This window comes from Pedobacter soli (genome assembly GCF_900101435.1).
GTDB classification, from domain to species: Bacteria; Bacteroidota; Bacteroidia; order Sphingobacteriales; family Sphingobacteriaceae; genus Pedobacter; species Pedobacter soli.
The window spans coordinates 10,330-24,573 of record NZ_FMZH01000018.1 but is presented as its reverse complement, the minus strand read 5'-3'; the positions used below and the strand labels follow the sequence as shown (position 1 = coordinate 24,573).

12 protein-coding genes are annotated in these 14,244 nt (G+C 40.6%); 6 read left to right on the top strand and 6 right to left on the bottom strand.

Annotated features, from left to right (window positions below; genetic code table 11):
- The first annotated feature begins 71 nt into the window (after positions 1-71).
- The 3 genes from BLR37_RS23450 to BLR37_RS23440 all read left to right on the top strand — a co-directional run bounded on the left by BLR37_RS23450 (position 72) and on the right by BLR37_RS23440 (position 6,290).
- On the top strand, positions 72-584 hold the full coding sequence (locus tag BLR37_RS23450) for a hypothetical protein (RefSeq protein ID WP_143009659.1): 513 nt from the start codon (positions 72-74) through the stop codon (positions 582-584).
- Between the two features lie 667 nt (positions 585-1,251).
- Entirely contained in the window at positions 1,252-4,467 is a 3,216-nt protein-coding gene (locus BLR37_RS23445; RefSeq protein ID WP_090772943.1) for a SusC/RagA family TonB-linked outer membrane protein, read from the top strand.
- Between the two features lie 41 nt (positions 4,468-4,508).
- Complete coding sequence (locus BLR37_RS23440) at positions 4,509-6,290, top strand: RagB/SusD family nutrient uptake outer membrane protein (RefSeq protein WP_090772941.1); 1,782 nt, start codon at positions 4,509-4,511, stop codon at positions 6,288-6,290.
- Between the two features lie 159 nt (positions 6,291-6,449).
- Here BLR37_RS23440 and BLR37_RS23435 read toward each other — a convergent pair whose 3' ends face one another.
- Positions 6,450-7,475, bottom strand: coding sequence for a YncE family protein (locus BLR37_RS23435; protein ID WP_143009658.1), 1,026 nt, complete (start codon positions 7,473-7,475; stop codon positions 6,450-6,452).
- Positions 7,476-7,718: 243 nt separating this feature from the next.
- On the opposite strand from BLR37_RS23435, the gene BLR37_RS23430 reads away from it, so the two are divergent.
- Positions 7,719-8,207 (top strand): hypothetical protein, encoded by a 489-nt coding sequence (locus tag BLR37_RS23430; RefSeq protein ID WP_090772937.1) that lies wholly within the window; start codon positions 7,719-7,721, stop codon positions 8,205-8,207.
- A gap of 87 nt (positions 8,208-8,294) precedes the next feature.
- Positions 8,295-9,137: a helix-turn-helix domain-containing protein gene (locus BLR37_RS23425; RefSeq protein WP_090772934.1), complete on the top strand. Its 843-nt coding sequence runs from the start codon at positions 8,295-8,297 to the stop codon at positions 9,135-9,137.
- A 97-nt stretch (positions 9,138-9,234) separates the two neighbouring features.
- Here the strand turns inward: BLR37_RS23425 and BLR37_RS23420 are convergent, their stop codons facing one another.
- Both BLR37_RS23420 and BLR37_RS23415 read right to left on the bottom strand, forming a co-directional pair.
- The gene (locus BLR37_RS23420; protein ID WP_090772932.1) at positions 9,235-10,236 is read right to left on the bottom strand and encodes a VOC family protein; all 1,002 of its coding nucleotides are present in this window, start codon (positions 10,234-10,236) and stop codon (positions 9,235-9,237) included.
- A gap of 24 nt (positions 10,237-10,260) precedes the next feature.
- Entirely contained in the window at positions 10,261-11,118 is an 858-nt protein-coding gene (locus BLR37_RS23415; RefSeq protein WP_090772999.1) for an SDR family NAD(P)-dependent oxidoreductase, read from the bottom strand.
- Positions 11,119-11,291: 173 nt separating this feature from the next.
- Between BLR37_RS23415 and BLR37_RS23410 the strand changes: the two genes are divergently transcribed.
- A complete protein-coding gene (locus BLR37_RS23410) occupies positions 11,292-11,873 on the top strand; it encodes a Crp/Fnr family transcriptional regulator (protein ID WP_090772930.1) in 582 nt (193 codons plus the stop codon).
- A 32-nt stretch (positions 11,874-11,905) separates the two neighbouring features.
- On the opposite strand, the gene BLR37_RS23405 is transcribed toward BLR37_RS23410, so the two are convergent.
- The 3 genes from BLR37_RS23405 to BLR37_RS23390 all read right to left on the bottom strand — a co-directional run bounded on the left by BLR37_RS23405 (position 11,906) and on the right by BLR37_RS23390 (position 13,908).
- A complete protein-coding gene (locus tag BLR37_RS23405; RefSeq protein ID WP_090772928.1) occupies positions 11,906-12,352 on the bottom strand; it encodes a DUF3805 domain-containing protein in 447 nt (148 codons plus the stop codon).
- A gap of 32 nt (positions 12,353-12,384) precedes the next feature.
- Entirely contained in the window at positions 12,385-12,858 is a 474-nt protein-coding gene (locus BLR37_RS23400; RefSeq protein ID WP_090772926.1) for a hypothetical protein, read from the bottom strand.
- A 603-nt stretch (positions 12,859-13,461) separates the two neighbouring features.
- Positions 13,462-13,908 (bottom strand): hypothetical protein, encoded by a 447-nt coding sequence (locus BLR37_RS23390; RefSeq protein ID WP_143009657.1) that lies wholly within the window; start codon positions 13,906-13,908, stop codon positions 13,462-13,464.
- Positions 13,909-14,244 lie beyond the last annotated feature (336 nt).

Genomic DNA, 14,244 nt, shown 5'->3' with positions numbered 1-14,244 from the left:
GAAATGCTGTAAACATTTTAATTGAAATCGCATTTGGCTTTAAGCCTCAGGAGCTTTATTTTTATAAAACGATGAGGAAGAAAAAAGCTGCAAAATTAAAGGAAGAAGAATTTTGGACTAACTTCTTTTATTTCAATATTCCCGACCACATTAACGAAGTCCCCAGCCGCCTCGAACGGGCCAATTTTCGGCGCTACAATGTAGATGATGAAGAAATTGGATGGATGATTGAATATGTACGTAGCATTTACCAGCTGGATTTGGATGAAACCGAAATTACCAACGCAGGGATTGCCTTGCTCAGTACTTTGGATGCCGTAAATGAACTCCGGCTTAAAAACTGCCCCAATATTGATGCAGGCTGTTTGGAAGATTTACAGCAAATTAAAGACCTCGAGTTGTTGCACCTCGGTGGCACCAGCATTGGTGTTGATGACCTGATTGCAGCGCCCCTAAAATTTAAAAGTTTAAAAATCCTATTGCTGGATGATTACGAACTTGATGAAGCAAAATTACAGCAGCTTTATATTTCATTGCCTGGCGGGTGTGCGCTAAATATTAACCACCAGCTTTATCCCTTTTAAGCTCATTATTTTTTGTTTTTTTCACCACCTAAGACATGTAAGGGCATTTAAGACTTTCTGTAATTTATATGCCTTATATGGTTAACTATCGCGCAATTTTTTTTCACCACCTAAGGCATGTAAGCGAACTTAAGACTATATGCATTTCTATGTCTTATATGGCTAAATTATTGTCCAATTTTTTTTCACCATTAAGAGAGGGGAAAGACATAAAACTTTATGAACTTATATGTCTTATATGGTTAATTATTATGCTGATTTTTCACCATCTAAGAAGTGTATGGGCATTTAAGACTATATGCACTTATATGTCCTATATGGCTAAATTATTGTCCAATTTTTTTCACCATTAAGAGAGGGAAGGACATAAAACTTTATGAACTTACATGTCTTATATGGTTAATTATTAAACTAAATTTTTCCATTAAAAAATTAGCCATTCATAAGTAAATAAACAGATCAGGTATCTTTTTTTGCCTGTTAATCGCATTTATAGCCAGTTTTAACCGATTTTCTACCCTTTTCCTTTCAATTTTCATCTTTTTTTAAAGACGAATATCACAGCTTTGGTTTAAGCAAACAACAAGTCGCCACAGTTAACATCGTGGCGGTTAACTAACCAAATAAGCGCATTAACAATGTAGCTTATCAACAAAACTAAATACTAATGATGATTAAAGAACAGTTACTTCCTAAGGATGGCTTTTTGCCGGTTCCTCAAAAGTGGCCATTACTCCTTTTGTGCTGCCTGCTATCGTGCGCCGTTTCATTTGCTGGTACCCCGGTACCCGCGTCAAGCGCCGCAATGGTAAAGACCAAAAGTCTGATTGTAAAAGGTACCGTAAAAGACAGTAACGGACAGCCGCTGCCGGGAGTAAGCGTGCTGGAGAAGGGAACAAAAAATGGAACAGCAACCAACGGTAATGGCGAATTTACCATTACCGTAAATGCTAAAGGTTCGGTGTTGGTTTTTTCTAATATCGGCTATATCACTAAAGAAATAGCTACAACCGGCCCAACATTAAATTTAACGCTCGAAGAGGATAAAAAAACACTAGATGATGTTGTAGTGGTAGGTTATGGTACGCAGAAAAAGGCCAACCTTACCGGTGCAGTAAGTCAGATCGATTCTAAAATGCTCGAAAACCGCCCAACAGGTAATTTGGGACAGGCGTTGCAGGGTTTGATGCCAAACTTTAACGTAAACATCTCTAACGGGAGCCCAAATACGGCACCGAGTTACAATGTGAGGGGTGGAACATCGTTCTTTAAAGATGCCAATGACGGAAACAAAATCAAGTTTTCTGCCGGTTCGCCTTTTATTTTGGTAGATGGGGTAGAAATGGATCCAAATCTGCTTAATCCCGAAGATATTGAAAGCGTAACCTTGCTGAAAGATGCAGCCTCTGCTGCCATTTATGGAGCACGTGGTGCTTTTGGGGTTTTGTTAATCAAAACCAAATCGGGTAAAAAAGGTAAATCAACAGTTAATTATTCCAATTCTTTCCAGTGGAGCGCACCAACTGCCATTCCCGATATTTTAGATGCCTACAGCATTCAGGAAGCCATTGTAAAAGCGGCGGCGCTTGAAAATAACTCAGCGGGTAGCAGTGAACTGGTTAAACTCCAGAAAATTAAAGAATATATGGACGATCCTGAGCATCAGGAACCTTATTATTTTGAAAATCCGCAGACTAACACCAACACCATCGTTTGGCGGGGTAATGTAAACCCTTACAAAGAGGCATTGCTCGATTATTCGCCTATGCAAAAACACAACCTCTCTATTTCGGGTGCTAATGATAAGAACAGTTATTATGGTTCGTTTGGTTACCAGAACCAGGATGGTTTATACCGCATCAACACCGATGTGCTGAAACGCTACAATGCTTTACTTAATGTTTCCTCGCAGGTAAATAACTGGTTTAAAATTGATTTTAAAACCGGTTTCAATACTTCTACTTATACCGAGCCTGTTAACCCGGCAGGTAAAGGCGGCTGGTGGACAGCCATGTCGCAAGAGCCTTCGCGTAACGTAAGTATGCCGATGCTTGTACCCGCTTCATTGGGCGTAAAAGCCAAATACACAGATAATATTTTATCATTTATGGATTATGGTTCTTCGAACAAAGAAACCAATTCGAACTTAATTTTAACAGCTTCACCCACCATTACTTTAACCAAAGACTGGTCGGTTAAAGGCGATATTTCTTATTTGAACAATACTTCGGTTCAAAAAACGATTTTGCCTACTCTAGAGCGTTTAGAAACTACACGGAATGCTACCACCACGGTGCAAACCAACCCCGATTACATTTACCGCTATAACTTTAATTCGAACAAATACACGCTAAACTTATATACCGATTATAAAAAGACTTTCGGTAAGCACAATTTTACAGGGTTGCTGGGTTATAACCAGGAATGGTATGTAGACCAGTCGGTATCGGCACAGCGTAATGGTATTAATGTAAACGTACCAACCTTAGGCCAGGCACAAGGTGAAAGAACAGTAGGCGATACCGAATCGCACTGGGCAGTACAAGGGGCGTTTTACCGTTTAACTTATAATTATGCCGGTAAATACCTGTTCGAATCGAACGGCCGTTACGATGGGACTTCTAAATTTCCTTCGGCCTCGCGCTTTAAGTTTTTCCCTTCCTTCTCTGCCGGCTGGCGATTGAGCGAAGAATCTTTTGCGCAGTGGATGAAACCTGTGGTAAACGATTTTAAATTACGTGCATCATACGGTAGTTTGGGTAATCAGAACGTAAGGAACTACCTGTATATTTCTAACTATGGTACTTCTTCGCAGCTGCAATACCTGCTTAACGGGGTAAGACCAGTTGGTACAACACCTCCCAACCTGATCGATCCTAATTTAACCTGGGAAACCGCTACCACCATTGATTTTGGTTTTGATTTGGTTACCCTTAAAAACTTCGAAATCAATTTCGATTGGTACAGAAGAAGAACAACCGATATTTTAACCGATGGTTTAAAATACCCATCAGTATTAGGCGCACCCTCACCACAAGTAAATTCAGGTACTATTGATACACGTGGCTGGGAGTTGGTAATGAAGTACAGTAATACAACCGATTTTGGTTTGGGTTACGATGTTTCGGCAACCCTTGGCGATTACCAATCGAAAGTAGTAAAATTTGATAATAACCCCAACAATCTGATTAGTGATGCTACACTTTATGAAGGGCAAAAAATGGGCGAAATCTGGGGGTACGAAACCTATGGGATCTTCCAGAGCCAGGCAGAAATTGCCGCTGCTCCATCACAAAGCTTAATCTCATCGGGACTTTGGTTCCCGGGCGATGTGCGTTATGCTGATGTAGACGGCGACGGCAAGATCGGTTTTGGAAATAACACTGTAGGTAACTCTGGCGATAGAAGAATTATCGGAAACAGTACGCCAAGGTACCAGTACGGTATCAATACCAACCTGCGTTACAAAAACTTCGACCTTAATTTCTTTATACAAGGTGTGGGCAAACGCGATTTATGGATTGGCAATAACCTGTATTGGGGAGCTGGTACTACCGGTACTTACGAAACCTACAACAACTCATGGACTCCTGAGCGTAACGATGCCTTTTACCCGGCTTACAAAAACGCCTCGCGTAACCGCAATGTGCAAACCCGTTACCTGGCCAATGGTGCTTACCTGCGTCTTAAAAACCTGGCATTGGGCTACAACCTGCCAAACAGATGGGTAAATAAAATCGGCTTCCAGAAAATCAGGCTAAATGCTTCGGCCTATAATCTGTTCGAGTTTAAACATCTTCCAGATACTTTCGATCCGGAACTGGTAAGCATGTCGTACCCGATTATCCGCTCTTACGCTTTTGGCGTACAGGCTATTTTTTAATTGCCAAATGTGAAAAAGATTAATTTTTAAAATTGAAGGAAATGAAAAATACAATAAAAATATACCTGGCAGGCCTTTTATGCGCAGTAAGCTTATTTGCCTGTAAGAAAGATTTTTTAGACAGGTACCCACTCGATAATATTGTTGACCAGAATTACTGGAAAAACGAAAATGATCTTAAACTATATGCCAACAGTTTGTATCCGCGCTACATTGTAGGCTTCGGTACCGACTTTGCCGATGGTACCGTACAGCCATGGGGTGTAAACGTAAATACCCTGGTGTATGGCGATGTAATTACTGATAATGCTGCGCCATTAACCTATTCAAAAGTAGGCACCAACGAGTACAATACTTACCTTTCTGCTGCAAGCGGATCAGGTGGATGGGATTTTACCGGTATTAAGCAACTGAACTTTTTTATAGATAATTATAAAAGAGCAGAAATATCCGCCGATGTAGCTAACAAATACCTGGGTGAAGTTTACTTTTTCAAAGCCATGGATTATTTCACCAAGGTTAAACTTTTCGGAGACGTGCCCTGGTTAAGTCACGCGTTGAATATAAACTCGCCAGAGCTTTATGCGCCAAGAACGCCAAGAGCGCAGGTAATGGATTCGATCATTAACATCCTCGATAAAGCCATTGCTTACCTGCCTGCAAAAGGAAGTGAAGAAACTAACCGCGTCAATAAAGATATGGCGCAGTTCCTGAAATCGAGAGTTGGTCTTTTTGAAGGTACTTATCGTAAATACCATACTGAACTGGGTTTAGATCCGGTTAAGTTCTTAAAATATTCTACCGATGCTTCGGAAGCCTTATTGCCAAAATATACCTTAGTGCAGGGCGATAAAAACACGGTTTACAATAGCTTATTTGCTACAGAAAGTTACCGCGGCAATACCGAAGTAATTATGTGGCGCGAATATTCTGCTGCTTTAACCTATGGTGCCGCTTTTAGCCGTTACTTTGCGCAAAATTTAAGGCACCAGTTTGGCGCAACACGGAGTTTGGTTGATGAGTATTTGTGCAGCGATGGACAAACCATTTCAACCAGTCCCGTATTTCAGGGTAAAGGCTCTATTCAGGCTGAGTTGCAAAACCGCGATCCGCGTTTAACCCAAACCATCTGTAATTTTGGTACCTATGCTTTGGCGAGTACCACCATTCAGGGGGCTAACAATGCACCCTTACCTAACTTACCAGGTTTAAGCGGTAACAAATGCCCTACAGGTTACCGCTTGGGCAAATGGTTTTACAACAGTCCAACTGATTGGGATCGTGTAACCAATGGACAACAAGCGGCACCTATATTCCGTTATGCCGAAATTTTGCTTAACTACGCCGAAGCCAAATACGAACTGGGCGAGGCTACGCAGGCAGTAATTGATCAAACCATTAACAAATTGCGCGACCGCGTGGGTATGCCTCGCTTAACCATTGGCAGCGAGCCGGCCGACCCAAGACTGGATGCCATTTACCTCACTTATGCAGGTAAAACCATTGCACCCTTGTTACGCGAGATCAGAAGAGAGCGCCGTGTAGAAATGGCTTTCGAAAATACCCGCTGGGATGATTTAATGCGCTGGAAAACCGGTAGGTTTATTGATGTGCCTGTAGAAGGAATTAAGTTTGTACAATCGCAGTTCCCAACGGTAGTGGTGAATAAGGATATTTATTTAAGCACCGAAGGTTATATTCTGCCATACTTTAAAACCATTCCGGCAGGCCGTAAATTCGACGAAAGTAAAGCATATCTGTTCCCAATACCGAACGAAGATATTTTATTGAATAAAAATCTGAAGCAAAACCCGAACTGGTAAAAGCTTATCGGCTCTGATATTTACCGGTTCGTTATTCCCGCGCAGGCGGGAATCTTAAAGCATCAGATTACATGATACAATTAATCGTGGTTCCTGTTAAGTTGGGAGCCACGATTTTTTTAGTTATAGCCAAAGCTAAAACTAAAACCAATAACTTGCCTAAAATACCTCAACTGCTGTAATCCCATCCGGACGGCCTACCTCAAGTTTTTGAATTACTTTCCGGCTAATCAGATCAATTACCGATACATAGTTGTTTGGCGTACAGGAAATAAACATGCGGTTGCTTGCTGCATCCATAAAAATACCAGCACCCTGGCCTACATGTTCTTTTTGTTCCAGCTGGTAACTTTTTTTATTGTAATAAAGCAGTTCGCCGGTTTTAACACTAACCACGCATACCGTTTTTTCGTCAGGTGTAATTTTTAAGCGGTGTAATCCGGTAACATGGGTATCAATTGTTTTTTTAATTTTCTGCTGGTTTAAATCAACTACCACTATCTTTCCATCCGGGCGGGCTGTCCAAAGTTCGTGCTCTTCCTTATCAATGTCGAATCCTTCAGCGCCGACTCCAACAGGAACTAGTGTTTGCCGCCACTCTGTTCTGGGTTTGGCATTGGCAGGTAAAACTCCGGTGGGGGGCAGGTAAGGTGGCAATGTTTTTTGCTCATAAATGCTCAATGTACCCGATTCTACGTTGGTGGTATAAAACCGTTTGCCGGATTTTGAAACAGATAAAAGATGTGTAAAATCCTGTCCGGTACCGAAAACCTGCTCTATTTTGTCGGTTGTGGTATTATCGACAGCCACACTTTTCGAGCCCTGTGCAGTAAACCACAATTTCCCTGGCTGGTAAACCAAACCATGCGGAATGTAAAAGGGCCGGGTATCAATCACTTTTAGTGGCTGTAAAGTTTTAAGATCGAGCACATCAATTTCATGTCCGTGATTATTCATTACCGGTACTGATACATAAGCCAGTGCGCCATCAGGTGTGGTAACCACTTCGTGCGGATCATCGCCAACGGGTATCGCCGCAATTTTATTTAAAGTGGTATAATCTAAAACGAGCATCTTTTTCTCCGCCTTAGCTAATACCAAAATATATTTTTTAGCCTGTCCGAAGGTATATTCACAGGAGAGGGTTAACAGGAGGAGGATAATTGGTTTTAAATACTTCATCATAAATCTAGTGACTGCTAATAACGATAAAAGGTTTCGGATAGGGCTGTAAGCGATGTCATTTTTGCATTTGCTTCAACATCTTTACAAAAGCAAATGAACAAGCTCATTTGGTATAAATATTCTTTATAGCAAACTGTGCAAGTTGTTTGAGCCAGATTACCAATCAATTGAACGAATAAGCCAAGTGACTTTGCCATACGATAGCCAATTTTGTAAGCAACAAATCACTTAACAAAAAAGACTATGGCACTAACAGCATTAGGAATTTTTCATACCATTATTGGTATCGCTGCCATTGTAGCAGCAATCGTTTCGTTTGTACGCTTTGGCAAGATTAATTTAACGCAGCTCAGCGGTAAAATATACTTTTATACCACTACCATTACCGCTTTAACTGCACTGGGAATCTCCAAACACGGGGGCTTTAACGCCGGGCATGTTTTTTCGGTTTTCATTTTTATTTTGGTAGTAGTGGCTTTCTGGCTTTCGGTAAAGCGCAGTGCCAGCATCAAGGCCCGCTATGTAGAGAATTTCTTACTCTCTTTCAGCTTCTTTCTGTCGCTTATCCCCACCGTAAACGAAACTTTTACCCGAGTACCGCTGGGGCATCCGCTGGCTAAAGGCCCATCCGATCCGCTGATTTCCAAAACGTTGCTCGTACTTTTTATCGCATTTATTGCTGGTGCCGTTTACCAGTATATTAAACAACGCAGGATGGCAAAATTGAATTAAGAACAATAATTAACAGACTAGTGCACGGGCCTGAAAAACCAAACCCTGCATTAGTTTTACTATTTTTATAGCCGAAGGTTTTTAAATATGATTATCGACCATAAAAAATACGATCTGTTTGGCAAATCCATGGTGCAAAACATCACGATTAAGGCACCCTTTACCTTCGATTTTCCCATTACCGATAATGCCTGTTTTTTGTACATGTTACAGGGCGAAATGCAGTACCACCGCGATGAAGACCGCGTAAACATACCGCATAAACATGCTTTGTTTTTAAATTGTGTCCAGGCCAGCAAAACTATCAGTAACCTCAATGCCGGTAGCGTTAACGAAATAATGATCGTTAATTTCCACCCCGATATTTTAAAACGGGTTTACGACCGCGAGATGCCGTTTATTTTACAAGCTTCCGAACGCATGGTTTCGAACAAGAGCGTAGAGGTGTTAAACAACAATTTCTTAATCGAAAAGTACATTGAGGGGTTGTTGTTTTACTTTCAGCATCCGGCATTGGTTAACGATGATATACTGGTTTTAAAGCTCAAAGAAATTATCCTGCTCCTGGCCCAAACCCCTAATGCCAGGGCCGTACAAACCATATTTACGCAGCTCTTTTCGCCCACCACGTACACCTTTAAACAAATTATTGAAGCTAACCTGTTTGCCCAGCTCAGTATCGATGCCCTTGCCCGGTTGAATAATTTGAGTGTTTCTTCTTTTAAACGCGAGTTTGCCAGGCATTATAACGATACGCCTGCCAATTATATCAAAACCAAAAGACTCGAAAAAGCTGCCGAACTGCTGCTCCTTTCAACCGAAAGGATTAAAGACATTGCTTTTAGCTGCGGTTTTAACGATCTGGCTAATTTTACCAAAAGCTTTCGGGAGAAGTATCAGTGTACGCCGGGTGAGTTTCGTTTGGGCTAAGGTTTAGGTTAGGCCTAATAATTTTTAAGCAAAAGCTTTATAACGTAAAAACCACCCTACCGCAGGATAGGATGGTTTTTATGCAATGGGTTTGCCATTATGGTTTTAGCTCAGGCTGGTCATCTACAAATACATAAAGCTTTTGCACTTTGCCGTTTTCAATTACAAACAAATCCATACCTGTTGTGAGAGGTGCTTTTCCGGCTTCGCCAAACTGCCAGAATAAACGGGCAACATCATGATGCGTATCTGCAGGTTTGCGACTGGTGAATCTGGCATTCGGATTTTTCTGTTGTAAACCGTTTACGAAATTGTTAATCTCAGCTGCTCCGGCGGCGATAAAATGCCTGTCCACCATTTCAATATTGCTGGCATAAGCCGCTGTTATGATCTTGTTTCTAGCAGTAAGATCTTTTTCGTTCCAGATCTGAAGGTGTTTTTCGATAACCGATAAAGCGCTGTTGTTTTCCATGTTGTGGTTTGTTTTAGTAGTATTGATAAGCTGATCTTTAGGCGACCATAACTTTATTTGAGGGTTGTTTTTTTCGTATCCTTTTCCATTGGGATAAGATACCAGCTCCATTTTAGATTGCCAGGGCGTAAGGAAGTATATCCAGCTTTCACCAGCGGTATCTCCGGCAGGCGTAGTAAATACTTCGCCTAAAAACTGAACGCCTCTGGTTTTTAGATAAGCTACAGACTGGACGATATCAGGTGTGTAAAACGCAATGTGCGTAGCGCCGGCATCATCGCCGCCCGGCTGTTTCAGGTTGCCTTTGTTTGGGCTGAAGGCAAAAAGCTCGATGTTGGCACCATTTTCACCCGAAACCATTTTAATGGTAACAGGTCCCGTTGCCGGGTTAATGTTGTTTGCCTTTTTCCATTGCGCATCTAAGGCGATGGGGCCAATTTGGGTAACGGTTTTAAATCCCAGTACATCGGCAAAGAACTTTTGTGCCTGCGCAAGATCCGGCACATTGATACCGATATGATCTACCCCTAAAAGTTTAGGGCTTTGCGCTGCGGCAGGTAAGGTATTGAAGAAAGCTATCGAAGCCGAAAGTACAGTTGAAATAGCTAGTTTTTTATAATGTTTCATGATATATCAAAAAGATTAAGTGTATTAATTGGTGTAAGCGGCTAACCATTTGGCTTTAATGGCGGCACGGGCATCAATAAATTCCTGATCTGTTCCCTGTGCAATTGCATCAAGCGGGAAGCGCAAAGGACGTTCGCCTTTTTTCATGTTAACCAGCTCGAGTACACCATCGGCAATGGTTTGTGGATTCATATCGAATTGTTGCATTTTGCCAAACAGCGCTGTGCCCAGGGCGTTAAACTTATCGGTAGCTTCTTCGCCGTATTCGGCAATAACATTCGCTTTATCTGCATGTACCCCTGCTTTACTACCATTGTTCATCTCGGTTGGGTACACACCCGGTTGTATGCTTACATTTTCGATGTTATAGGCTGCAAGTTCATCCTGAAGTCCTTCCGTAATGCTCTCTACCACCAGTTTTGAAGAGATATAGGGAATCATAAAAGGTAGGGTGTGTCCGCTTGCACCAGTGGTGATGTTAATAATCAGGCCTGATTTTTCTTTTCTCATGGCAGGCAGTACCGCCTGATAGGTGCGCAATACACCGTAAACATTCACCTCGAACATTTTGCGGATTTGATCTAAGGAATAACCTTCCAGTAACCCGAAACCGCTTACGGCCGCATTATTGACCAATACATCAATTTTACCGTACTTGTTCAGTACATAGTTAATGGCTTCCGTTACCGACTTGTCGCTTGTAATATCAATATCTACTACTTCTATATTGGCTATGGCCGAAAGTGCTGCTGCCGCAGCTGCATTTGCACTGGTTACATTACGCATGCCGGCAATAACTGAGTGGCCTGCATTGGCCAAAGTGGTGGCAGTAAGTTTGCCGAATCCTGTACTTGTTCCTGTGATTAAAATTGTTTTTGACATTTCCTTATTTTTTAATTTGTGATTGATTGCTTTGAACACTACAAAGATGGCTGATGCCTAAAAGCTGCACATTGATTTGAAATAAGAAAGAAATTGATGTAGATCAAGCGGATGGCTGCTTATTCGAATTGTTTAGCGTTAAAAAGGGATTTTGTAGTAACTTTAACGCCAGTATGTACGAAGTTTTTCAGCATTATATTGAGCAGCAAGCCACACTTAGTCCTTCAGAGTCAGACCGCATCCGTTCGGTGGCCGTAATTAAAAAGCTGCGGAAAAAGCAATACCTGTTACAGGAAGGCGATGTATGGAAATACAATGCCTTTATTGCGAAAGGATGTCTGCGCACTTATTCTATTGATGAAAAGGGCAATGAGCATGTAATTGGATTTGGTACTGAATCCTGGTGGATGGGCGACCGCGAGAGTTTGCTGTCTGGTGCTCCATCCCGCTACAACATCGATGCGATAGAAGATAGCGAGCTGGTGTTATTTACCAAAGCCAACTTTGATTTGCTTACCGCAGAAATCCCCGCATTTAATGAAATGGTAAATGCCATATTGCAGCGTAGCTTTATCGCCTCCCAGAACCGCATTAATGCTACATTGAGTCTTACAGCAGAAGAAAAATACCTTAATTTTATTCAGAAATATCCGGGTTTTGCCACGCGAATTCCCCAGGCCATGATCGCATCATTTTTGGGAATGACCCCCGAAACTTTAAGCCGGATCAGAACCCAAACACTAAAAAAGAAGTAGCTATTAACCTGTTAAGGTTCCTGAGTTACCTTTTAAATTATTTGAATACTGGCGATCATGTTTTGGACAGCAGTAAGTTCAGTCTCATGAACAGGCAGAAACTTCTGGGCGCTATCAATGGTGAAGGTGCAGATAAAAATATCGTTATTCTTTCCCGTTATCCAGTAATAGGTAATATGTCCCTCGCCATCTTGCACCGATTCTTTTTGGTAATGTGCGCAGTTGTAATTGCCTAATCTGATGCTTTGACCCCCCTCGTTTTCTTCTATCTCGCTGGTAATGTATTCGGCTGCCCGATCTACATCAGGGTTTGTAGTATCAGGCCATCGGAAAGCAGTAATTCTTAAATTCCCCGTCCATGGCGATTCTGTTGCATGCCAGAAAGCATGCGTAGCCTCATCGTCGTCATCGTATTCTGCCCATCCATCTGCTAGTGCGAAACTAAATGAGCCATCTCTTGAGATATAGTTATTTTCCATGTATCAGGTTAATTGGAATAAGCATCAAGTATTTATATCCCGCCAAATTTGTGCTCTGCATAAACAAGGCCATTCTGTTCGCTATCAAATTTATAAAATACGGTAAGTCCTCCACCATTTCTTAAATCAAATCTTTTTCGCTTATACGTTGTATAAAAAGGTATTAAACTAACAGAGAAGTCATTATTGCTTACTTTTAGGGGTATTATACGAACCAGTGTAACATGCCCACCATGAGTTTTTATTAATTTTTTTAATTGGATATAGTCGGGATATTGAATTTCTATATTGTTTATTTGTTTTGGTAAACTGTCTGTTAGTAGATAATTCGGTTCTACATAAATAACTTTATTGTTTCCATTATTTTTTTGGATAGCATTACAATAAATGGCTAACGCATTTCTGTAAATATTGGTAGTGTCACTTTTTTCGGTATTAAATAAATTTTGTGCAAAACAAAAGTTCGAAAATAAGATCCCGAATAAGATAAATAAGTTTTTATTCATTTAAATTGCTTTTAATAATGGGTGAAATATGAACCGATAGAACCGGAGGGATAATTTAGCACTCCGGTTCTATATTTCTTTTTTTATCTTTATTGATGTTTTTGTTTTGCGACTGGTTGAAGAGGTTATCTTTCAGTAAATCTTGCTTCGAAGTGCTCTTTTGAATATCGCTACTTATTAGCCATTTTCATCGAAATCTTTTCATACCACTATAAACCTAAATTTGATGCATATTTCTGAAATAATTCTGTGCGCTAGCCAAGGAAATAATCCAAATAATTATAAATGGAATTAGGATTATAAAAATAAGACCCGACATAAGTGAAAATGCTAGAACAAATAGTGGAGGTAATAGATAAAGTAAAATCCTAAAATTTTTATTGCCAATTAATAAAGGCAACAGAATAATTAGAATATGGACTGGTAATATAATTAATTTGAGTATCAAATAAATTTTCTCTCCAGTCAAAAACTTAGGGTAGAAGAGGTTGAATTCAAACTCATATAGAAAAACCCATCCTTTAATCGGAACTCCTACAAATAACGAACTTAATGTTAAGAGTACTAGTGTGATAATTAATTTATTCTTCATAGGTATAAAAATTAGTTACATGCGCCTTTGCTACTCATACCATACCCCCCATTTTTATTAGCATTACTTTTGTTTCGTAGTGCTTGTCCTAAATCACCAGGAGTGTTATTAAACAAACCTCTAGGGGCATTAGCTAAATTCGCCCCTGCTGCATTCATCCAGCCCAATGCTGCATCTGTACAATTATAGGAGGTCAGGTTATAATTAGCACTGTTAAAGTCACTTGTCATTGCCTGTAAGGCTTGGTTAAATTGTAAGGCTGTCACAGAAATTGTATAGCTAACATCGAATGCATGCCCGCTATTGTCCTTGATTTTTCCTTTTGAAGCGGTACTGCTAGCATCTGGATCCGGGTAAAACCCTAAAACTTGTCGAACATTACTCCCGTCCGAGTTGTTTTTTTCGAACCCTATAAAAGTATGACCTACATCTAAATCTGTATTTTGGGTCTTGATCAATATACCTCTCTGAGGTGTAGGTGTAGTTGTTTGATATGTAGGGGGTACGATAACCCATTGGGAGTTTAAATTGGCAACTGGTTGGTCTACATATATTGTCAAAGTATAACTATTTGCCGGCTTTCCATCTGCAAAACAGTCAGTATACTTTTTAATGTCGTTAATTTTTATACTTTGATCATCGATATAAGTTGATAAGTCGAAATCATTTTGAGAAAATTGTCCAGTTTCGCCACCTCCATTTGTGCACTTCCCAAAATTCAGACCAGTTAAAAGTATAATTCTAGACCGAGCGCAGCGAGGCTATTAGAAAAAACTATTAATTTTAATTGGTAA

Bases quoted from the DNA above. Each gene is read 5' to 3' on its own strand.
- BLR37_RS23410 (WP_090772930.1), top strand. From the start codon at position 11,292: ATGTACGAAGTTTTTCAGCATTATATTGAGCAGCAAGCCACACTTAGT.
- BLR37_RS23405 (WP_090772928.1), bottom strand. From the start codon at position 12,352: ATGGAAAATAACTATATCTCAAGAGATGGCTCATTTAGTTTCGCACTA.
- BLR37_RS23430 (WP_090772937.1), top strand. From the start codon at position 7,719: ATGGCACTAACAGCATTAGGAATTTTTCATACCATTATTGGTATCGCT.
- BLR37_RS23425 (WP_090772934.1), top strand. From the start codon at position 8,295: ATGATTATCGACCATAAAAAATACGATCTGTTTGGCAAATCCATGGTG.
- BLR37_RS23400 (WP_090772926.1), bottom strand. From the start codon at position 12,858: ATGAATAAAAACTTATTTATCTTATTCGGGATCTTATTTTCGAACTTT.
- BLR37_RS23435 (WP_143009658.1), bottom strand. From the start codon at position 7,475: ATGATGAAGTATTTAAAACCAATTATCCTCCTCCTGTTAACCCTCTCC.
- BLR37_RS23445 (WP_090772943.1), top strand. From the start codon at position 1,252: ATGATGATTAAAGAACAGTTACTTCCTAAGGATGGCTTTTTGCCGGTT.
- BLR37_RS23440 (WP_090772941.1), top strand. From the start codon at position 4,509: ATGAAAAATACAATAAAAATATACCTGGCAGGCCTTTTATGCGCAGTA.
- BLR37_RS23450 (WP_143009659.1), top strand. From the start codon at position 72: ATGAGGAAGAAAAAAGCTGCAAAATTAAAGGAAGAAGAATTTTGGACT.
- BLR37_RS23415 (WP_090772999.1), bottom strand. From the start codon at position 11,118: ATGTCAAAAACAATTTTAATCACAGGAACAAGTACAGGATTCGGCAAA.
- BLR37_RS23420 (WP_090772932.1), bottom strand. From the start codon at position 10,236: ATGAAACATTATAAAAAACTAGCTATTTCAACTGTACTTTCGGCTTCG.